Raw genomic sequence first — 20,662 nt, 5'->3', positions numbered from 1 at the left:
TGACCGCCGGCTAACGGAACCTTGGCGCGGCAGCCACGTTTCCCCGTCGATTGCACCGGTTGCGGTGCCTGAGGGAACCGATGAAAGCCGAACCGATCGCTTCGGGCGCGAGCGTTGCCGAAAGCCCTGACACGCGCGCCGATGCGCGGGCGGACATGCGCCTGGTGCGGTCGCTGCTGACCGGTATCTTCATTCTGATGACGGCCGGCGCACTCTATTTTGCCCGCGCCTTCTTCATGCCGGTGGTGCTTGCGTTCCTGCTGGCGCTGACGCTGACGCCGATCGTGCGCTTCCTGCGCAAGCGCGGCATTCCGGAGGTGGTCTCGGCGACGCTGCTGGTGCTGCTGTCGATCTTCATATTCGCTGTTGCCGGCTATCTGCTCAGCGCTCCGGTCATCGACCTGATCAACAACAGCTATTCGATCGGCCAGCAGCTCACCGAGCGGCTGGCGCCACTCAGGCGGCCGCTCGAACGGGTGATGGATCTCGCGCATCAGCTGGAAGCGCTGACCGAGACCTCGCAGGAGCCGGGCGTGCAGAAGGTCGCGGTGGCGCCATCCGGCGTCCTGTCCACGGCCGCCAGCAACATCCTCGAAGCAGGCACCTCGATCACCATCGTCTTCGTGCTGTCGCTGTTCCTGCTCGCCTCCGGCACGCTGTTTTACGAGAAGATCGTCCAATCCTTCACCAGCCTCACCCAGAAGAAACGGGCGCTGCGCGTCGTCTATGATGTCGAGCGCGAAATCTCGCACTATTTGCTCACGGTCGCCATGATCAATATGGGTCTCGGCACGGTGATCGGGCTTGGCCTTTGGGGGCTCGGCATGCCCAACCCCCTGGTCTGGGGCGCGGCCGCGGCGCTGCTCAATTTCCTCCCCTATGTCGGCGCGCTGATGACGATCCTGCTCGTTACGGTCATCGCGCTGATCAGCTTCGATACGATCGCCTATGCGCTGCTGGCGCCCGCCTTCGTGGTGCTGTGCGACATCGTCGAAGGCCAGTTTGTGACGCCGATGGTGGTGGGCCGGCGGCTTGAGATCAACGCGGTGGCGATCTTCATCGCCATCGCCTTCTGGTCATGGCTGTGGGGCTTCGTCGGCGCGCTGATGGCGGTGCCGCTGCTGGTCGTCATCAAGGTCTTCTGCGACCATTTCGACGGCTTGAGCCACGTCGGCAACTTCCTGGCGGCGCAGCACACGGCCGTCGTCGACGACGAGCCGGCCGAGAACAATCACAAGTCAACGCCGTAACGCTGGCCCAATTCCATGTCCCGGCCGATCGTTTGCGGCGCCGGCGGGGAGTGCCTATATCGGACCGGTCAAGCCGGACCTGTCCCTGAATGAGCTTAGATCTCGATGGCTATTTCGCCCGCATCGGCTACGGCGGGCCGACCGACCCTACGCTGGCCACGCTGCAGGCGCTGCACGCCATCCATCCGCAGGCGATCCCGTTCGAGAACGTCGATGCCTTGATGGGCGTTTCGGTCGGGCTCGATGTCGCTTCGCTGCAGGACAAGATCATCAGCCAGGGCCGCGGCGGCTATTGCTTCGAACACAATCTGATCTTCATGCATGCGCTGGAAGAGCTGGGTTTCATGGTCAGCGGGCTGGCCGCCCGCGTGCTGTGGGGGCAGCCGGACGATGCCATCACCGCGCGCAGCCACATGTTGCTGCGTATCGAGCTTGGCGGCCGCACTTACATCGCCGATGTCGGCTTCGGCGGCCTCACGCTGACGGCGCCGCTGCTGTTGGAGCCCGGGCTTGAGCAACAGACGCCGCATGAGACCTTCCGCCTGGTCGGAACTGGCGACCAATTCCGCCTGCAGGCCAATATTGGCGGTGCCAACATTGCCGATAACTGGCGCACGCTCTACCGCTTCGACATGAGCCAAGCCCATGAGGTCGACTACCGGGTCGCCAGCCATTTCCTGTCGACGCATCCGAGCTCGCATTTCCTGTCGACGCTGGTGGCTGCGCTCGCCCTGCCCGACCGGCGCTACGCGCTGCGCAACAACCGGCTGTCGACGCATCATGCCGGCGGCCGCGGCGAGCAGCGCGAGATCGCGACGGCCAGCGAACTCGCCGACCTGCTGGAGAACCAGCTTGCCGTCGTCATTCCCGACCGCACCGCCTTCGAAGCAAGGCTGCGGGAAAAACGCATCGTGGAGACCTGACCAATGACCGCACTTTCGGTTCTCGACCTGTCGCCGATCACGCAAGGCAGCACCGCTTCGCAGTCGCTTGCCAATTCGCTCGACCTTGCCCGCCATGCCGAGCGTCTCGGCTACACGCGCTACTGGCTGGCCGAGCACCACAACATGCCGGGCATCGCCAGCGCCGCCACATCGGTGGTGATCGCGCATGTCGCCGGCGGCACCAGGACCATCCGCGTCGGCGCCGGCGGCATCATGCTGCCCAACCATGCGCCGCTGGTGATCGCCGAGCAGTTCGGCACGCTGGCGGCACTTTTTCCTGGCCGCATCGACCTCGGCCTCGGCCGCGCGCCGGGCACCGATATGCTGACCGCGCGGGCGCTGCGCCGCAACCTCGAAAGCGCCGACAACTTCCCGCAGGACGTGGTCGAGCTGATGGGCTATTTCCAGCCGGCCGAGGAAGGCCAGCGCATCCGCGCTGTGCCCGGTGAAGGCCAGACCGTGCCGGTGTGGATCCTAGGCTCCAGCCTCTACGGCGCGCAACTCGCCGCGCTTCTCGGCCTGCCCTATGCGTTCGCCTCGCATTTCGCGCCGGCCGAGCTAGACCATGCGCTGGAGGTCTACCGCACGCGCTTCCAGCCCTCGGCGCAACTCGACAAGCCCTACGTCATACTCGGCCTCAACGTTTTTGCGGCGCCGACGGATGCAGAGGCAAAACTGCTGTTCAGCTCGCTGCAGCAGGCCTTCGTCAATCTGCGCAGCGGCCGTCCCGGGCAATTGCCGCCGCCGGTCGAGAATTACGACCGCGATCTCGATCCCGTCGCGAAAACCACGCTTGCCCAGGCGCTGTCCTGCGCCGTCGTCGGTTCGCCCGACACGGTGCGCCAAGGCATCGACGCCTTCATAAGCCGCACCGGTGCCGACGAACTGATGGTGACGGCGCAGTGCTTCGACCACGCGGCGCGCGTGCGGTCCTTCGAGATTCTCGCCGACGTGCACAAATCGATGTCGAAGGCGGCCTGATCGCACATCGGCTTTTGCCTGACATGCTGGTCTGCTAAGGGCATGGAGCATTTCTCCTCAATCACGAGCGTCCCGTGGCCAGAGATCTCGACGACCGCATGCATTTTGCCATCGACCTGGCGCGGCGCGCCGGCGAGCTTGGGCTGAAATATTTTCGCGACCTCGACAATTTGACCGTCGAGAGCAAGGGCCACCAAGACCTGGTTTCCGAAGGCGACCGGGAGGTTGAGCTGTTCATCCGCGCGGCAATCGCCGAGGCCTATCCGCAAGACGGCATCGTCGGCGAGGAGCACGCGGCCGTGGCGGGAAAGACCGGTCATGTCTGGGTGATCGACCCGATCGACGGCACCGCCAATTTCGTGCGCGGCATTCCCGCCTGGTGCGTGGTGATCGCCTGCGCCAAGGACGGCGAGACGATTGTCGGCGTCATCCATGAACCTTCGACGGACGAGACATTTTACGGCCGCCTCGGTGGCGGCGCCTTCCTCAACGGCAATCCGATCAAGGCCAGCCATGCGGCGTCGCTTTCCGAAGGCTCGGTCGGCACCGGGCTTTCCAACCGCGCCTCGACCAAGAATGTCGTCATTCTCATCAGCCTGATAATGGCCGAGGGCGGCGTCTTCTACCGCAATGCCTCGGGCGCGCTGATGCTTGCCTATGCGGCGTCCGGCCGGCTGCTCGGCTATGTCGAGGAGCACATGAACGCCTGGGACTGTCTCGCCGGCATGCTGCTGGTCGAAGAGGCCGGCGGCACGGTGCTCAAGGCCGATCCGAAGACGGTGCTCGGCCAAGGCACGCAAGTGATCGCCGGCGGCAAGCGCATCTTCCCCATGCTGCAGCTGCTCTGCAGGAGTTCTTTCTTACCTACGCGCTGACGGTCTGCGCGACCGCGCCCAGCGGCCGGCAGGAATTGCGGATCATCAGCCGGCCCTTGAGGACGAGCTTGCGCGGCGGCGCGTCCCTGTTGCCGGCCAACCGGTCGAGCAGGAGGTTGGCCGCCTGCTCGCCGATCGCCTGCACCGGCTGCGCCACCGTGGTCAGTTGCGGCACGAAGACGTCCGACCAAGGAAAATCGTCGAAACAGGCGACCGAGATGTCTTCGGGGCAGCTAAGGCCGATGTCGCGGATCGCCTTCATGGTGCCGATCACCATCGGGTTGTTGGCCGAAAAGATCGCGCTCGGCCGGTCGTGCAGCGAGAGCAGCTGCATGGTCGCATTGTAGCCGTCGATCTCGTGGAAATTGCCGGAGCGCACGAGCTCCTCCGCCACCGGCAGGCCGGCCGCCTGCAGCGCCTCGCGGTAACCGGTCATGCGGCCATGCATGGGGGATATGTCGGATGTTCCGGTGATGTAGCCGATGCGCTTGTGGCCGAGGTGGACGAGATAGGTGATGGCGTCGAACACGGCGCGGTGGTTGTCCAGCACCACAGCATCGGTGTCGACACCTTCGCAAAGGCGGTCGAGCAGCACCACCGGCACATTGGCGTCCTCGACGATGCTCTTCAAAATGCCGCCATCGCCGACGCGCGCCACGATCAGCCCGTCGACCATCCGGTCGAGCAGCAGGCGGATCTGCTCGTCCTGCGTGTTCAGGTCCTCGTCCGTGCAGCACAGCATGACGGCATAGCCGGCGCGGTCGAACGCCTGCTGGATGACCGACACGACATCGGTGAAGAACGGGTTGGTGATGTGCGGCACGGTCAGGCCGATGGTCCGCGTGGTGCCCATCTTCAGGCTGCGGGCAATCGCATTGCGCTTGTAGCCGATGTCGCGGATCGCCTGCTCGATGCGCTGGCTGAGCTCCGGACTGACGGTCGCGGTGCCATTGAGCAATGCCGAAACGGTGGCGACGGAAACGCGCGCCGCCTCCGCCACATGCAGCATGGTCGGCGCTGTTGATTTCCGCTGGTTTTTCCGCCCTGACACTGTCATTTTCGAAACGTTTCGCCGCCCTTATTTGGCTGAGCCTACGTAAACCGGATGTTTTTCGCAAGAATTGAAATGCATCAACCCTCGGTTACCAGATATGCGCTTGACACATTCGAAACGTTTAGATTAGCGTTCCAGGCAGCCAAAGACGACGGAGGGAGGCCGTACTTTGTCATGCAGCGCGCTGACTCCATCACGACCGGGTCCATGACGACGGAGAATATGGCGGCCGACGGTCCAGCCGTCGTCCTCAGCGCTACCGGTATTTCCAAGCGATTCGGCGGCATCACGGCGCTGTCCGATGTCGGCCTGGAGCTGAGACGCGGCGAGGTGCACGCGCTGATGGGCGAGAACGGCGCCGGCAAGTCGACGCTGATGAAAATCCTCTCGGGCGTCTATACCGATTACGAAGGCGACGTGGCCATCGACGGCCGGCCGGCCCGTTTCGCCGGTGTGCGCGACGCCGAGGATGCCGGCATCGCCATCATCCACCAGGAGCTCAACCTCGTCCCCGAGCTCAGCGTTGCCGACAACATCTTCCTCGGCCGCGAAAAGCTGATCGCCGGGCTGGTCGTCGACCGCAAGGCGAGCAGCCGCACTGCCAGCGCGCTGCTGCAGCGGCTGGGCATCGAGCTCGATCCGGAAGCGCGCGTCGGCACGCTCAGGGTGGGCGAGCAGCAGCTGGTGGAGATCGCCAAGGCGCTGTCGAAGTCAGCACGCATCCTGATCATGGACGAGCCGACCTCGGCGCTGTCGCCGGCCGAGTGCGAGAGACTGTTCCGCATCATCGGCCAACTCGCGGCAAGCGGCGTCGCGATCGTCTACATCTCGCACCGGATCGACGAGGTCATGCATCTGGCGAGCCGGGTGACGGTGCTGCGCGACGGACGCCATGTGCTGACGCGGGACATGGCACGACTGGACGAAGACGCCATCATCTCGGCCATGGTCGGGCGCGACCTTCTGGCTTCCTCGGAGCACGAACGCGGCCGCGGCGGCAAGGTGGTGCTCTCGGTTAGGGACCTGTCGCTCTCGAAGCCCGACCGGCACGGCTGGCGCACGGTGATCGACGGCGTCGGCTTCGACCTCTGCGCCGGCGAAATCCTCGGCATCGGCGGGCTGCTCGGCTCGGGCCGCACCGAAATCCTGGAGGCGATCTTCGGCTCCAGCGGCGGCCGCACTGGCGGCGAGATCCGGCTTGACGACGTGCCTATCGAGATCGGCTCGCCGCGCGAGGCCCGCCGGCTCGGCATCGCCCTGGTGACAGAGGACCGCAAGACGCAGGGCCTGCACCTCAAGGCCTCGATCACCGACAATGTCGCTCTGCCGCTGGTCGGCGCGCTGGCGCGCTTCGGGCTGCGCTCGCGCTCCGGCGAGCAAGGCCTGGCACGCGACGCGGTAAGCGCGCTCGGCATCCGCTGCGAAAATATCGAGCAGGCCGCCGGCACGCTCTCCGGCGGCAACCAGCAGAAGGTGGTCATCGGCAAATGGCTGGCGACGCGGCCGCGCGTGCTTTTGCTCGACGAGCCGACGCGCGGCATCGATGTCGGCGCCAAGCGCGAGATCTACGACCTCATCTTCAAGCTGGCCGGCGACGGGCTGGCGATCGCCTTGATCAGCTCCGAGCTGCCCGAGCTTCTGCATCTCGCCGACCGCATCCTGGTCATGGCGGAGGGCCGCCAGCGCGGAATCCTTCCCCACGCCGAGGCCAGCGAAGAGGCGATCATGCGGCTTGCCGCGCCAAGACTTACCACGCCAAAACGGGCCGCGAGACCTGCCGCATGAACCTCATCAGCCTTCTCTCCCGCACCAAGCTCTACTGGGGGCTGATCGCCATCTTCCTGATCGGCGTGTTCGGCTCGCCGATCAGCTCCAAGGGCAACAACATCTTCTTGTCCTACGGCAACCTGCTCGACGTGCTGCGCCAGGTGTCGACCACGGGCCTCATCGCCACGGGCATGACCGCGGTGATCCTGACCGGCGGCATCGATCTTTCCGTCGGCTCGCTGATGGCGATCTGCTCGGTCGTCTGCGCCATGCTTCTGACCGTGCCGGGCGTCACGCCATCCGCGGCGCTCGGCGTGCCGACGGTCGCGCTGGCGGCACTTTGCCTCGGCGTGCTGGCCACGCGCTTCATCCTGCTCAACATCGAGAAATCCCGCGCCGGCGCGCAAGCCGGCCGCGACGCGCGGCTGGACAAGACGCGCGGGCTGGTCGTTCCGGGCGTCGTCGGCGTGATCCTGTGCTGCCTGTCGCTGTGGTACCTGCTGCCGCAGGTCGAAACCAAGTTCGGCGTGCTCGGCGTGCTTCTGGCGGCGCCCTGCGTCGGCCTTCTGTTCGGCACCATCAACGGCTTCATCATCGTCGCCGGCCGGCTGCAGCCGTTCATCGTCACGCTTGCGATGATGGTGACGGCGCTTGGCATCGCCAGGCTGACGGCCGGTCAGAACAACGCGGTGCTGCCGGTCTATACCGGCTCCAACGCCACCGCGGAATTCGAGATTCTGCGCTCGCTGGTGTTCGGCATCGTGCCGATGCCCGGCCTGTTCTTCCTCGGCGCGATCGTGATCTACGGCGCGGTGCTGCGCTTCACGCCCTTCGGCCGCTATGTCTATGCGATCGGCGGCAACGAGGAGGCGGCGCGGCTTTCCGGCATCGCCGCCGGGCGCGTCAAGATCGCCACCTATGCCATATCGGGCCTGCTCGCCGGCATCGCCGCGGTGCTTTACGTGGCGCAGTACCGGCAAGGCAAGCCGGATGCCGGCGCCGGGCTGGAGCTCGACGCCATCGCCGCCGTGGTCATCGGCGGCACCAGCCTGATGGGCGGGCGCGGCAGCCTGATCGGCACCTTCTGCGGCGTGCTGATCTTTGGGCTGCTGTCCAATATCCTGCAGCTGCACAACATCAATTCGAACCTTCAGCTGGTGCTGAAGGGGGCGATCATCATCGGCACCGTGCTCGTGCAGGAGCGCAACGCCGGCGATCTTCTAAGCTATCTGCGCCTGCCCGGCCGACGGACGGCGCACAAGGAAACGGCCGCAGCCAAGCGGCCGTCACAGGAGACCTCGTCTCTATAATCCGGAGGAAACAGGACCATGAAACGACGTGATATGCTGAAGCTCGCCACCTTCGCGGCGGCACTTCTTACGACCACCGCGCTCTTTTCCGGCAACCATGCCTTTGCCCAGGACAAGAAGTGGAAGATCGGCTTCTCGCAGGTGACGACCATCGAACCCTGGCGCGCCCAGTTCAACAAGGACATCATCGCGGAAGCCGCCAAGCATCCCGAAGTCGAGCTGATTATCACCGACGGCGAAGACAAGACCGAAAAGCAGGTCGCCGATGTCGAGAACCTGATCCGCCAGGAGGTCGACGCGCTTCTGGTGTCGCCGAAGGAATCGGCCGGCCTGACCGGCGTCGTGCAGCAGGCGATCGACGCCAAGATCCCGGTCTTCGTGCTCGACCGCAATGTCGAGACCAAGGACTACACCCAGTTTGTCGGCGGCGACAACGCGCTGATCGGCCGGGCGGCGGGCGAATATGCCGTCGAGCTTCTCGGCGGCAAGGGCAAGGCCGCCGGCAATGTCGTCGAGATATGGGGCGGCATGGGCACGCAGCCGGCGCATGACCGTCATGACGGCTTCCACGAATTCACCGACAAGGAGCCGGGCATCAAGTACCTGCTCGACCAACAGTCGGGCGACTGGAAGCAGGACCAGGCCTACAACATCATGGCCAACGCGCTGAAGACCAACGAGAAGATCGATCTCGTCTACGGCCACAACGATCCGATGGCCTATGGCGCCTATCTCGCGGCCAAGGACGTCGGGCGCGAAAAGGACATCAAGTTCATCGGCATCGACGGCCTGCCCAACGAAGGCGTGCAAATGGTCAACAAGGGCGAGCTGACGGCGACTTTCACGTATGTGACGCCGGGCGCCGAGGGCCTGCGCCAGGCGATCAAGTTCCTGAACGGCGAGAAGGTCGAGAAGACCATCACGCTGCCGACGGAAAAGATCACCAAGGACAACGCCGCCAAGATCCTCAAGGACAACGGGCTTTAAGTCCACGATCCCTGCCGGGCGACCTCGTCCGGCAGGGATTGCCCGAGCGCCAAGCGCTCTCCACAGCTTGCCGCCAGATGCCAAAAGCATGGCGGCAATGCCGAATTTCCGCTCTTTCGCGACCGAAAGTCACGCCTGCCAGGGCAAGCCCAGCCCTCGCCGGATCGCTGATCTGCGCGCCGCCAGCGGCATCGGTTCCAAAAAACCAAGCCGGAACAACTGGATAGAACGATCTCGCGCCGATCCCGTTGCAAATCGCGGCAAGTCGCGCTCTGGTCCTTGTCAAGACAAGGGACAGCTTGCGCAGAATGCTTGCGCCCCGTGTCGCCTGTTCTTATATACGCGCCAGCCGTCCGGCCCTGAAAAGCGGGGACCGCGATGGAATTCTTATGAACAGGGGCTTTCGTCGGAACGCCTTTTCAGGGTCCTGAGAGCCTGCTTAGAGGAGAGACTAGAACAATGGCAAAAGTTATCGGTATCGATCTCGGCACGACCAATTCCTGTATCGCCATCATGGATGGCAAGGACCCCAAGGTGATCGAGAACGCTGAAGGCGCGCGCACGACGCCTTCCATCGTCGCCATCTCGAATGATGGCGAGCGTCTCGTCGGCCAACCGGCCAAGCGCCAGGCGGTCACCAATCCGGAAAACACCATCTTCGCGGTCAAGCGCCTGATCGGCCGCCGCTATGACGACCCGGTGACGGAAAAGGACAAGAAGCTTGTCCCTTACAAGATCGTCAAGGGCGACAATGGCGACGCATGGGTCGAGGCCGGCGGCAAGAAGCAGTCGCCCAGCCAGATCTCGGCCATGATCCTGCAGAAGATGAAGGAGACGGCGGAAGCCTATCTCGGCGAGAAGGTCGAGAAGGCGGTCATCACCGTTCCGGCCTATTTCAACGACGCCCAGCGTCAGGCGACCAAGGACGCCGGCAAGATCGCCGGCCTCGAGGTGCTGCGCATCATCAACGAGCCGACGGCCGCGGCGCTCGCCTACGGCCTGGAGAAAAAGGACGGCAAGACCATCGCCGTCTATGACCTTGGCGGCGGCACCTTCGATATTTCGGTGCTCGAAATCGGCGACGGCGTCTTCGAGGTGAAGTCGACCAACGGCGACACCTTCCTCGGCGGCGAGGACTTCGACATGCGCCTGGTCGAGTACCTGGCGGCCGAGTTCAAGAAGGAACAAGGCATCGACCTGAAGAACGACAAGCTCGCGCTGCAGCGTCTGAAGGAAGCGGCCGAAAAGGCCAAGATCGAGCTGTCGTCGACGACGCAGACCGAGATCAACCTGCCCTTCATCACCGCCGACGCCACCGGGCCGAAGCACCTGACGATGAAGCTCACCCGCGCCAAGTTCGAGAGCCTGGTCGACGACCTCGTCCAGCGCACGATCGAGCCCTGCAAGGCGGCGCTCAAGGATGCCGGCCTGAAGGCGGGCGAGATCGACGAAGTGGTGCTGGTCGGCGGCATGACCCGCATGCCCAAGATCCAGGAGATCGTGAAGCAGTTCTTCGGCAAGGAGCCGCACAAGGGCGTCAACCCGGACGAGGTCGTGGCGCTTGGCGCCGCCATCCAGGCCGGCGTGCTGCAGGGCGACGTCAAGGACGTGCTGCTGCTCGACGTGACGCCGCTGTCGCTGGGCATCGAGACGCTGGGTGGCGTGTTCACCAGGCTGATCGAGCGCAACACGACGATCCCGACCAAGAAGAGCCAGACCTTCTCGACCGCCGAGGATTCGCAGAGCGCGGTGACGATCCGCGTCTTCCAGGGCGAGCGTGAAATGGCGGCCGACAACAAGATGCTCGGGCAGTTCGACCTGGTCGGCATCCCGCCGGCCCCGCGCGGCGTGCCGCAGATCGAGGTCACCTTCGACATCGACGCCAACGGCATCGTCAACGTCTCGGCCAAGGACAAGGGCACCGGCAAGGAGCACCAGATCCGCATCCAGGCATCGGGCGGCCTGTCCGACGCCGACATCGAGAAGATGGTCAAGGACGCCGAGGCCAATGCCGAGGCGGACAAGAAGCGGCGTGCCCTCGTCGAGGCCCGCAACCAGGCCGAAGCGCTGGTGCATTCGTCCGAGAAGTCGCTCAAGGACTATGGCGACAAGGTCTCGGAGACTGACCGCGCCGCGATCTCCGACGCCATTGCCGCGCTGAAGAGCGCTGCGGAAGGCGACGATCCGGCCGATATCGAGGCCAAGTCGCAGTCGCTCGCCGAAGTTTCGATGAAACTCGGCCAGGCCATGTACGAGGCTTCGCAGAAGGAAGCGGCAGAAGCCGACGCCAAGGCGGACGCCGCCAAGGATTCGGACGTGGTCGACGCCGACTTCGAGGAAATCGACGAAGACGACGAGAAGAAGAAGTCGGCCTGAACCGGCTGACGGCAAAAACATGCGCATGACCCCAAAATCGATATCGATTTTGGAAAGGATCATGCGCCGATTCAAAGGTGCTACAGCGTCCTTTGGGCGTCCGAGAGGACGCGGGGCGCTGTAGAGCAGCCCGGCTCGAAGCCGGGCTTTTTTGCAACCTTTGTTGGAAAAGTGCGGGCCTATCTGAAAAAGTGACGGAAAACCCGGAGCGAGCCCCGCTTGGTACTAGTATCCGGGAAACATCGCTCCTAAATCCAAGAACGTGCCGGCAAACGTCGCCAACAATGCTTGAAGACATTGAGCATCCGGACAGCGGGAAAAAATGAAAGCTGATTTCTACGAAACGCTGGGCGTGCAAAAAGGCGCCGACGAAAAGGAACTCAAGAGCGCTTTCCGCAAGCTCGCCATGCAGTTCCATCCCGATCGCAACCCCGGCGATCATGCCTGCGAGCACAAGTTCAAGGAAATCAACGAAGCCTACGAGACGCTGAAGGACCCGCAGAAGCGCGCGGCCTATGACCGTTTCGGCCACGCCGCCTTCGAACAGGGCGGCATGAACGGCGCGGCGCACGGCTTTGGCGCCGGCGGCTTCGCCGACATCTTCGAGGACATCTTCGGCGACATGATGGGCGGCCGCCAGCGCCGTTCTTCGGGCGGGCGCGAGCGCGGCGCCGACCTGCGCTACAACATGGAAATCACGCTGGAAGAGGCCTTCGCGGGCAAGACGGCCCAGATCCGCGTGCCGGCCTCGATCTCCTGCATGGAATGCTCCGGCAGCGGCGCCAAGCCCGGCACGCAGCCGGTGACCTGCTCGATGTGCCATGGCCACGGCAAGGTGCGCGCCACGCAAGGCTTCTTCTCGATCGAGCGCACCTGCCCGCAATGCCAGGGCCGCGGCCAGACGATCAAGGACCCTTGCCCGAAATGCGCCGGCCAGGGCCGCGTCACCGAGGAGCGCTCGCTGTCGGTCAATATCCCGGCCGGCATCGAGGACGGCACCCGCATCCGGCTTGCCAATGAGGGCGAGGCAGGCCTGCGCGGCGGACCGTCCGGCGACCTCTATATTTTCCTGGCGGTGAAGCCGCACGAATTCTTCCAGCGCGACGGCGCCGACCTTTACTGCAAGGTGCCGATCTCGATGACGACGGCCGCCCTTGGCGGCTCCTTCGAGGTCACCACGCTCGACGGTACCCAGACCAAGGTCAAGGTGCCGGAAGGCACCCAGAACGGCCGCCAGTTCCGGCTCAAGGGCAAGGGCATGCCGGTGCTGCGGCAGCCCAATATCGGCGACCTCTACATCCAGACGGCGGTCGAGACGCCGCAGAACCTGTCGCGGCGCCAGCGCGAGCTCCTGGAGGAGTTCGAGCAGCTCTCCTCGAAGGACAATTCGCCCCAGTCGAGCGGCTTCTTCGCCCGCATGAAGGACTTCTTCGAGTCGTTCGGCGAAGGCTGACGACCGTGACCGCATTGCGCACCGGCACCGAAGGCGGGCGCTTCCCAAGCGTCATCAACACCTTATGCCAGGCCGATATCTTGCCTTGTCCCACCCAACTGCTAAGTAGCGGACCGGGGGCGGAGCATTGAGGAGAGCTCGCATGGCACGTAGTCCCGGGTTGCGCAAAGCGCTGGCCGAAAAATTCGACGACGAGCTGAAGTTCTTCAAAGGCTGGATCGACAAGCCGAAAACGGTCGGCTCGATCGTCCCCACCAGTTCCATCACCGCCCGCAAGATGGCGTCGATCGTCAATCCGAGATCGGGCCTGCCGGTCTTGGAAGTCGGACCCGGCACCGGCGTCATCACCCGTGCCATCCTTGCCCAGGGCATAAAGCCGGAAAATCTCTACGCCGTCGAATATTCGACCGACTTCGTGCGCCATCTGCGCGGGCTCTATCCCGGCGTCAACGTGATCGAGGGCGATGCCTTCAACCTCAATGCCACGCTCGGCGACAAGCGCGACATGGTGTTCGATTCGGTCGTCTCCGGCGTGCCGTTGCTCAATTTCCCGGTCGCCCAGCGCATCGCCTATATCGAAAGCCTGCTCGACCGCATTCCGCATGGACGGCCGATCGTGCAGCTGACTTACGGCCCGCTGTCGCCGATCCCGGCCGGGCGCGGCGACTACACGGTCGAGCATTTCGATTTCATCTTCCGCAACATCCCGCCGACGCAGCTCTGGATCTACCGGCGCGCGGTGGGAAGGGAATAGGGCAGTAAGGCAGTAGGGGAATAGGGAATGAACGTTCCGCTTCCACGCTATCCCTACTGCCCTACTGCCCTACTGCCCTCCCTTAGCGAAGCGAGCCAATGGCAGTGATCCCCAGAATCCTCGTCTTCGCCGGCTCGGTCCGGACCGGCGCCTTCAGCGGCCGGGTCGCCGACGTGGCGCAGAAGGAACTTGCCATTCAGGGCGCGGAGGTGACGCGCATCTCGCTCGGCGACTATCCGCTGCCGATCATGGACGAGGACTTGGAGAAGGAAAAAGGCGTTCCTGAGAATGCTGTGAAACTCGGCCGGCAGATCGCCGCCCATGACGGCTTGCTGATCGCGACGCCGGAATATAACGGCTCTATCCCGCCGCTGCTCAAGAACACGATCGATTGGGTGAGCCGCATCCGTCGGGAAGGCAGCCGCTCGTTCAGGCCGTTTTACGGCAAGCCCGTCGGCCTGTGCTCCTCCTCCGGGGGCAAGTTCGCCGGCATACGCTGCATCAACCATCTGCGCGCGGTGCTGGTGCGCTGCCAGATGGAGGTGATCACACCGGAATGCTCGGTCTCCGAGGCCCGTGAAGCGTTCGCCGAGGACGGACAATTCAGGGACGACCGACTACACCAATCGATGGAGCGCCTATGCCGTACACTGATCGAAACCTCGCGCCTGCTGTCCACCCGGATCGAGGCGTGATGCATTTCGCCGAGGCCGATACAATGCGTGAGCGGCTGATCGTCGGGCTCGACCTGCCGACGCTGCGGGAAGCCGAGAAGGCGGTGCGCGAGCTCGAAGGCACCGTTTCCTTCTACAAGATCGGCTACCAGCTCGCCTTCGCCGGCGGGCTGGAGTTTGCGCGCGAGCTTGCCAGCGGCGGGACCAAGGTGTTCCTCGACATGAAGCTGCTCGACATCGACAACACGGTGGCCAAGGGCGTCGAGAACATCGTCAGGATGGGCGTGACGATGCTGACGCTGCATGCCTACCCCAAGGCCATGAAAGCAGCGGTCGAGGCGGCCAAAGGCAGCGATCTGTGCCTGCTCGGGGTGACTGTGCTGACCTCGATGGACGAGCAGGACATGATCGACGCCGGCTATGAATACGACCCGCACACGCTGGTGCTCAGGCGCTCCGAACAGGCGCTGCATGCCGGCATGGGCGGCATCGTCTGCTCGGCGGAGGAAGCCGAAGCGGTACGCCGGATCGTCGGGCCCGACCTGGCAGTGGTGACGCCGGGCATCCGGCCTGCAGGCAGCGACCATGGCGACCAGAAGCGCGTGGTGACGCCGGCGCAAGCGATCCGCAACGGCTCCAGCCATCTGGTCGTGGCCCGGCCGATCGTCGCGGCGCCGGACCGCCGCGCGGCGGCAGAGGCGATACTCGCCGAGATGCAGTCAGCCTGATTTTCGAACCGGAGAAAACAAATGCCCAAGGGATACTGGATCGCCCGTGTCGATGTGCGCGACGCCGAAGGCTACAAGGACTATGTCGCCGCCGCCAAGCTCGCCTTCGACCGCTTCGGCGCGAAATTTTTGGCGCGCGGAGGCGAGCACGAGAAGGCCGAGGGGCCGGGCCGCGCCCGCAACGTGATCATCGAGTTCGAGTCGTTTGCGGCGGCGCATGATTGCTACCACTCGCCGGAATACCAGCGCGCCGTCGCCATCCGCCAGAAAGTGGCCGATGGCGAGATCGTGTTGGTCGAAGGCGTTTAGTTCGTCGGCGCAGGAGTTGGCAGCGTTGGCGTATGTTGGAGGTTGGCCGAAACGCCCATCTTGTCGTCATCCACGGGCGGAGCAAGGAGCGAAGCGACGCGCGCAGACCCGAGGATCCATGCCGTGACTTCGACGCGCTACCACGGTCCAAATCCTGCTCCGCTGCACTCCACGGCCGAGGTAACGGCATGGATTCCAGGGTCTGCGCGCGTCGCTTCGCTCCTTGCTCCGCCCTGGAATGACGAAGTCGTTAGCCGATCATGAAGTCACACCCTCAATCGGTTCGCCGCCGTCTGCGCCATCGCGTCGGCAAGGCTCATGCCCCATTGCCTGCGGCAATAGTCGCGAAAATCGAAGCAGGGCAGGCCCGGGCAGACCTCGAACTCGATGAGGTGGACGGTATCGTCGGCCTCGACCCTGAAATCGACGGAAAAGACATCTTTCAGACCAAGGCCGCTAATCAGCCTTTGCGCGATGGCGCGGATTTTCCGGTCGGCCCCCGGCTGGCTGGCGCCGACCGGCTCGAGCTCCGGCTCGGCATAGGTGCCCGCATCTCTCGCCGCCTGGCCGGTTTCGCCATAAAGCGCCATCGAGTCGGCCATGGTTTGGAAATCGCCGCCGGAATCGACGAAGAAGATACCCAAAGCCTCGGTGCCGGTCTCGGGCTTGAGGCCGAGGAAGCTCGCGCGCACGTTGCGGCCGCCGACATAAGGCTGCACGACGACGTCGTCGCGATAATGGGCAAAGACACGCCGGCTAAGCTCCAGCGCATGGCCGAGATCGGCGATGCGCGAGTCCGGCCAGATGCCGATCTTGGCGCCAAGCCGGTTCGGCTTGACGAACCAGCCGGCGGGCGAGGCCGGCGGCTCGACCAGCCATTCGCCGTTGCGCGCCAGGCCGGCCTGCGGCGCCGGCAGGCCGAGCGCGCCGAGCACGGCGCCGGAGCGGAGCTTGTCCTGGCAGAGCGCGAACAGCGAATCGTCGGCGCCGATGGTGCGCAGCCCGTTCAACCGCGCCAGCGCCGGCGCCACGCCACCGCGGAAATAGGCGACGCCATCGGTCAGCGTCCAGACCAGCGTCGTCTGCGGATCGGCTTTCGCCAGCACCGGCGCCGCGTCGTCGAGCTCGACAGCCATGAAGGCGAGGCCGCGCTTTTGGCAGGCAGCGGCGAGCAGTTCGAATTCGGGCGCAAGATCGGTCGACTGCGCCAGGTAGGAAGAAATCTCGGTGGCGCGTTCGGCTGGATAGCCAGCCGCGACAAGCCGATCGAAGCAGGCCCTTTCCGGCTCGTGGACAAGGATCAGCGTCGGCTGCGGCATCGAATGCTCCGGGCGATATCAGGCGCGCTACCATCGCATGGCGGGAGCGATCGGCTTGCGGGAAACCGACCGGTCCGAGGCGGTTGCGCGATAGCTTAAAGCGCGTCGCGCTGAAACGGATTCTGGCGACGCGCTTAAGTCTTTGCTTGATGCATGTCGTTGTCCCAGAACCGCTGCGCACTTCAGGGCGACATGCACTAGGCGATCAGCACGCGCGGCTCGAAGCGGCCCCGGACCGGAATGTCGAGCAGGAAGGTCATGCCGGCCTGCGGATCGAGCGCGCGCTGCTTCTCGTCCTTGCCCTTCCAGGCCGAGGTCACCGCCAGGCGGTCGGCCTTCTGACCGACAAAGGCCGGGCAGGAAGCCTGCGTCACCGGCATCGCGATCTCGTGCAGCAGCGTGCCGTCGGGCGCATAGGCCTTCACCGCCCTGCCGCCCCAGACGGCGTTCCACAGCACGCCGTCGCGGTCGACGACCGAGCCGTCGACATAGCCTTTCGACGAGCGATGGTCGACAAACACCCTCGGCTCGCCTTTGGGCAGGCCGTTCGCGGGATCGCAAGCGACGCGCATCAGGAGCCCGGTCGAGGTGTCGGTGCAGTAGGCGGTCGCGCCGTCTTCAGAAAAACAGATCGAGTTCGAGACGGTGATGTCGGAAAACAGCCGGCGCAGCTCGCCCTTGAAGAACCAGTAGATCGAGCCTGCGCCCTTCTCCTCGCCCTTGCCCATCGTGCCGGTCCAGAAGGCGCCGCAGGGATGGACGCGGGAATCGTTGGAGCGAGTGGCCGGATTGTCGGCCTCGATCGGCGTGTGCAGCGTCAGCTTGCCGGTCTTGACGTCCCTGACTTGCAGGCCGATCTCGGTGGCAATGAGCTGGCGATCGTCGTCGATGACGGCGATCGCGCTTGCCATCAGGCCGAGATCGTGGATTTTCAGCGCACCGGCGAGCGGCTTTTCCAGGAGCTTGCCGTTGACGATGTCGAACCAGAACAGCGTGTCGGTGGCGGGATCATAGCTCGGGCCTTCGCCGAGCTCGCAGATGTGGTCGGAAAAAACCGAAACGCCGTCCATCTTCATCCTCCGAAGGCCTCGTCCCAAGCGGCGACCGCGGCGCGGGCGCGTTGCGCCACGTCCTCGACGCTTGCGCCCGGCTTGTAGAGGCTCGACCCCAGGCCGAATACGCTGACGCCGACCGCCTTGTAGCCGGCAAAATCCTTGTCGGAGACGCCGCCGACCGCGCCGATGAGCGTCGTTGCCGGCAGCACCGCGCGAATGGCCGCGATGCCGGCCGATCCAAGCACGCTTGCCGGGAAGAATTTCAGCGCCGAGGCGCCGAGCCGGATCGCCTGGAGGGCTTCGGTCGGCGTGAACACGCCAGGCATCGTCACCATGCCATGGTCCATCGCGCGGCCCATGACCTCGGCATCGATGTTGGGGCTGACCAGCAGGCGCCCGCCGGCCTTGTGCAAGGCGTCGACATCGGCGGCCGTCAGCACCGTGCCGGCGCCGACCAGCGCTGTCCTGGGAAGGACCTCGACGATCCTGGCGATCGACGAAAACGGTTCGGGCGAATTGAGCGGTACCTCGATTGCCTCGATGCCGGCGTCGAACAGCGCCTGGCCTATCGAGATCGCTTCCGCCGGCTTGAGGCCCCGCAGGATGGCGACAAGGCCGCGCTTGAGTTTCGGGAAGGGTGCGGTCTGGCTCATCGAGCGCCTCCAATCATGCCGTTCTCGCGCGCGGCCTCGACGAGGCCGGCGCGCACCGCTTCATCGGCGTCCACGGTGCGAAAGGCAAGGCCGGCGAGGTCGAACGCCGCTCCATACAGCGTGGCCAGCGCGCCGGAGGCGATCAGCGCCACCGGCGCATCGCTGGCGCCATAGCGCCGCCTTGCCGAGGCGATCTCGCCGCCGATCAAAAGTCCGGACAGGCACGCCGCCACGTCGCTGGGCTGCAGGTCCTGCAGAAGCCCGGCGGCGCGAATGGCAAACAGCTTCGAGGTGACGTCGCCGCCCTCGCCAAGGGCCCGCTCGCACCATTGGCGGAAAAACGGGCTGTCCGCGGCAACCGGGGCCGGATGCTCGCCCAGCGAATGTTTCAGGATCGAATGCGCAGCAAGCACCGAATAAAGCTCGCCGGTCGGCCAGGTGCCGAAACCTTCGACCGCGCCGTCCTCGACCGCGACCCATTTCGAATGCGTGCCCGGCATGCAGGCCAGATGCCGGCCCTTTGCCGGCAAACCGGCGCCGGCGAGTTGGGTTTCCTCGCCGCGCATGACATCCGGCGCGTCGGCCAGGCGCTGGGCGAGGCCCGGTACTATGCGAATGTCGCGGCGCTCGCTTTCGATGCGGGCGGCGCCGCGCAAGATGGCGCCGAGCGGCGCCGGCACGGTGACGTAAGGCGCCTCGATCCAGCCCTGGCGGGAGCCGGCCATGCCGCAGATGATGACCGGCAGCGCCTCCGGCGCGCCCATGGCGCCAAGATGGCCTTCCAATACCTTGGCAAAACCTTTTTCGCGGGCGGTGATCAGCCCGTCGTCGCCGCGCTGCTCGGCAAGCACCTTGCCGGAGCCGTCGAGCAGCCACGCTCTGAGCCGGGTCGTGCCCCAGTCGAGCGCGGCGACCGCAGGCGCCGGGCTCACAGGAAACCTCCGTCGACGATCAGCATTTGGGCGGTGAGCATGCGCGAGGCGTCCGATGCCAGGAACAGCACCGTGCCGACCATGTCGTCGGGCTGCATGATGTCCTTGATGCACTGCTTGGCGACATGGGCGGCAAGCCCTTCGTCGGTAACCCAGAGCTCGCGCTGGCGTTCGGTGATGACCCAGCCTGGCGCCACTGCGTTGACGCGGATGCGGTCGGCGCCGAGCTTGCCGGCAAGGCCCTTGGTCAGGCCGAGTATGCCCGCCTTAGCCGCGGTGTAGGCCGGCATATCCGGGTGGTTGATGAGATAGGAGGTGGAGGTGAAGTTGACGATCGAGCCGCCGCCGGCGCGCTTCATGCCGGGCGCCACGGCCTGCGCAGTGAAGAAATGCGGCCGCAGGTTGATGGCGAGATTGTTGTCCCAGAACTCGACGGTGACGTCTTCCACCGCGTGGCGGTCGTCGAGCGCGGCGTTGTTGACGAGCGTCGTGACATCGCCATGCGCCTCGGCCGCCTTTGTCGCGGCGGCGCGCAGCGCCTCGATGTCGCGAAGATCAGCCTTGAGATAGAGCGGGCGGCGGCCGAGCTCCTTTTCCAGCCGGCCGGCAAGGGCCGTGCTGGACTTGTCGGCTATGTCGATGAAGGCGACCTTGGCGCCCTGCCGCATGAAGCCTTCCGTCAGCGCCGCGCCGATGCCGGAACCGCCGCCGGTGATCAGCACCGAGGCGCCGTCGAGGTCGGCGAAACGCGCCGATGGCATCATGATCAGTTCTCCCTTTCAGCCGGCGCGCATCCTAGCCACGTCGGCCCCGGGGGCAAGTGCGAAAAGGCGGATTTCCGGCCTAATGTCAGACAAATGACCGGCGCGCCGCAGGCGGCGAAAGGTCGCCGTTTGTCTTGGCGCAAGATTTTCCATTCATTACCGTGAAATGGGCGCAACCGCCGGGGATTGGCTGAAGCCGCCCCAACCTCGTCATTCTATGGCGGAGCAAGGAGCGAAGCGACGCGCGCAGACCATAGAATCCATGCCGTGACTTGGAAGCGACGCCATAGTGCAGAATTTTGCTCCGTTGCACTCCTTGGCGAAGGTAACGGCATGGATTCCAGGGCCTTCGCGACGGAGCTTCGCTCCTGCTCCGCCCTAGAATGACGATCGCGATAGGCGTTTCGGCCAGTCTCCAACGCATGACACCTGCCAACGCAAACAGGGCCGACCGGTCAAAATCCCCTGTGCTGGGGA

At 64.9% G+C, this 20,662-nt stretch carries 19 protein-coding genes; 13 read left to right on the top strand and 6 right to left on the bottom strand.

Features of this window, described 5'->3' with window-relative positions; all coding sequences use genetic code 11:
- The first annotated feature begins 80 nt into the window (after window positions 1-80).
- From AC0L2L_RS00315 to AC0L2L_RS00300, 4 genes are all read left to right on the top strand, one after another.
- Window positions 81-1,250: an AI-2E family transporter gene (locus AC0L2L_RS00315; RefSeq protein ID WP_473575372.1), complete on the top strand. Its 1,170-nt coding sequence runs from the start codon at window positions 81-83 to the stop codon at window positions 1,248-1,250.
- An 89-nt stretch (window positions 1,251-1,339) separates the two neighbouring features.
- Entirely contained in the window at window positions 1,340-2,173 is an 834-nt protein-coding gene (locus AC0L2L_RS00310) for an arylamine N-acetyltransferase family protein (RefSeq protein WP_473575371.1), read from the top strand.
- A 3-nt stretch (window positions 2,174-2,176) separates the two neighbouring features.
- A complete protein-coding gene (locus tag AC0L2L_RS00305; protein WP_473575370.1) occupies window positions 2,177-3,175 on the top strand; it encodes an LLM class flavin-dependent oxidoreductase in 999 nt (332 codons plus the stop codon).
- Between the two features lie 74 nt (window positions 3,176-3,249).
- Complete coding sequence (locus AC0L2L_RS00300) at window positions 3,250-4,050, top strand: inositol monophosphatase family protein (RefSeq protein WP_473575369.1); 801 nt, start codon at window positions 3,250-3,252, stop codon at window positions 4,048-4,050.
- Here the strand turns inward: AC0L2L_RS00300 and AC0L2L_RS00295 are convergent.
- Window positions 4,040-5,059, bottom strand: coding sequence for a LacI family DNA-binding transcriptional regulator (locus AC0L2L_RS00295; RefSeq protein WP_473575368.1), 1,020 nt, complete (start codon window positions 5,057-5,059; stop codon window positions 4,040-4,042). The two genes, AC0L2L_RS00300 and AC0L2L_RS00295, sit on opposite strands and share 11 nt — an antisense overlap.
- A gap of 252 nt (window positions 5,060-5,311) precedes the next feature.
- Between AC0L2L_RS00295 and AC0L2L_RS00290 the strand changes: the two genes are divergently transcribed.
- The 9 genes from AC0L2L_RS00290 to AC0L2L_RS00250 all read left to right on the top strand — a co-directional run bounded on the left by AC0L2L_RS00290 (window position 5,312) and on the right by AC0L2L_RS00250 (window position 15,462).
- Window positions 5,312-6,889 carry a sugar ABC transporter ATP-binding protein gene (locus tag AC0L2L_RS00290; RefSeq protein ID WP_473575367.1) on the top strand — a complete coding sequence of 526 codons (1,578 nt, stop codon included), beginning with the start codon at window positions 5,312-5,314 and terminating at the stop codon, window positions 6,887-6,889.
- A complete protein-coding gene (locus AC0L2L_RS00285; RefSeq protein WP_473575366.1) occupies window positions 6,886-8,181 on the top strand; it encodes an ABC transporter permease in 1,296 nt (431 codons plus the stop codon). The genes AC0L2L_RS00290 and AC0L2L_RS00285 overlap by 4 nt, the downstream gene beginning before the upstream one ends.
- Window positions 8,182-8,199: 18 nt before the next feature.
- Complete coding sequence (locus tag AC0L2L_RS00280; protein ID WP_027166849.1) at window positions 8,200-9,168, top strand: substrate-binding domain-containing protein; 969 nt, start codon at window positions 8,200-8,202, stop codon at window positions 9,166-9,168.
- Between the two features lie 459 nt (window positions 9,169-9,627).
- A complete protein-coding gene (dnaK, locus tag AC0L2L_RS00275; RefSeq protein ID WP_473575365.1) occupies window positions 9,628-11,544 on the top strand; it encodes a molecular chaperone DnaK in 1,917 nt (638 codons plus the stop codon).
- 322 nt (window positions 11,545-11,866) lie between these two features.
- Window positions 11,867-12,997, top strand: coding sequence for a molecular chaperone DnaJ (gene dnaJ, locus AC0L2L_RS00270; RefSeq protein ID WP_027166847.1), 1,131 nt, complete (start codon window positions 11,867-11,869; stop codon window positions 12,995-12,997).
- Between the two features lie 142 nt (window positions 12,998-13,139).
- On the top strand, window positions 13,140-13,751 hold the full coding sequence (gene pmtA / locus AC0L2L_RS00265; RefSeq protein ID WP_473575364.1) for a phospholipid N-methyltransferase PmtA: 612 nt from the start codon (window positions 13,140-13,142) through the stop codon (window positions 13,749-13,751).
- 98 nt (window positions 13,752-13,849) lie between these two features.
- Window positions 13,850-14,446 carry an NADPH-dependent FMN reductase gene (locus AC0L2L_RS00260; protein ID WP_473575363.1) on the top strand — a complete coding sequence of 199 codons (597 nt, stop codon included), beginning with the start codon at window positions 13,850-13,852 and terminating at the stop codon, window positions 14,444-14,446.
- Window positions 14,446-15,153 (top strand): orotidine-5'-phosphate decarboxylase, encoded by a 708-nt coding sequence (gene pyrF, locus AC0L2L_RS00255; RefSeq protein ID WP_027166844.1) that lies wholly within the window; start codon window positions 14,446-14,448, stop codon window positions 15,151-15,153. Before AC0L2L_RS00260 ends, pyrF begins: the two co-directional genes overlap by 1 nt.
- A gap of 21 nt (window positions 15,154-15,174) precedes the next feature.
- Window positions 15,175-15,462 (top strand): DUF1330 domain-containing protein, encoded by a 288-nt coding sequence (locus tag AC0L2L_RS00250; RefSeq protein ID WP_192249355.1) that lies wholly within the window; start codon window positions 15,175-15,177, stop codon window positions 15,460-15,462.
- A 266-nt stretch (window positions 15,463-15,728) separates the two neighbouring features.
- Here the strand turns inward: AC0L2L_RS00250 and AC0L2L_RS00245 are convergent, their stop codons facing one another.
- From AC0L2L_RS00245 to AC0L2L_RS00225, 5 genes are all read right to left on the bottom strand, one after another.
- A complete protein-coding gene (locus AC0L2L_RS00245) occupies window positions 15,729-16,781 on the bottom strand; it encodes a D-alanine--D-alanine ligase family protein (protein ID WP_473575362.1) in 1,053 nt (350 codons plus the stop codon).
- 197 nt (window positions 16,782-16,978) lie between these two features.
- The gene (locus tag AC0L2L_RS00240) at window positions 16,979-17,851 is read right to left on the bottom strand and encodes an SMP-30/gluconolactonase/LRE family protein (protein ID WP_473575361.1); all 873 of its coding nucleotides are present in this window, start codon (window positions 17,849-17,851) and stop codon (window positions 16,979-16,981) included.
- Between the two features lie 2 nt (window positions 17,852-17,853).
- A complete protein-coding gene (locus AC0L2L_RS00235) occupies window positions 17,854-18,489 on the bottom strand; it encodes a 2-dehydro-3-deoxy-6-phosphogalactonate aldolase (RefSeq protein WP_473575360.1) in 636 nt (211 codons plus the stop codon).
- Window positions 18,486-19,421: a 2-dehydro-3-deoxygalactonokinase gene (locus AC0L2L_RS00230; protein ID WP_473575359.1), complete on the bottom strand. Its 936-nt coding sequence runs from the start codon at window positions 19,419-19,421 to the stop codon at window positions 18,486-18,488. Before AC0L2L_RS00230 ends, AC0L2L_RS00235 begins: the two co-directional genes overlap by 4 nt.
- Window positions 19,418-20,185: an SDR family NAD(P)-dependent oxidoreductase gene (locus AC0L2L_RS00225; RefSeq protein WP_473575358.1), complete on the bottom strand. Its 768-nt coding sequence runs from the start codon at window positions 20,183-20,185 to the stop codon at window positions 19,418-19,420. The genes AC0L2L_RS00230 and AC0L2L_RS00225 overlap by 4 nt, the downstream gene beginning before the upstream one ends.
- Window positions 20,186-20,662: the final 477 nt, after the last annotated feature.

It is taken from the genome of Mesorhizobium sp. WSM4832 (assembly GCF_055811115.1).
The sequence above is the reverse complement of the archived record's forward strand: the minus strand, read 5'-3'. Positions and strand labels throughout refer to the sequence as shown.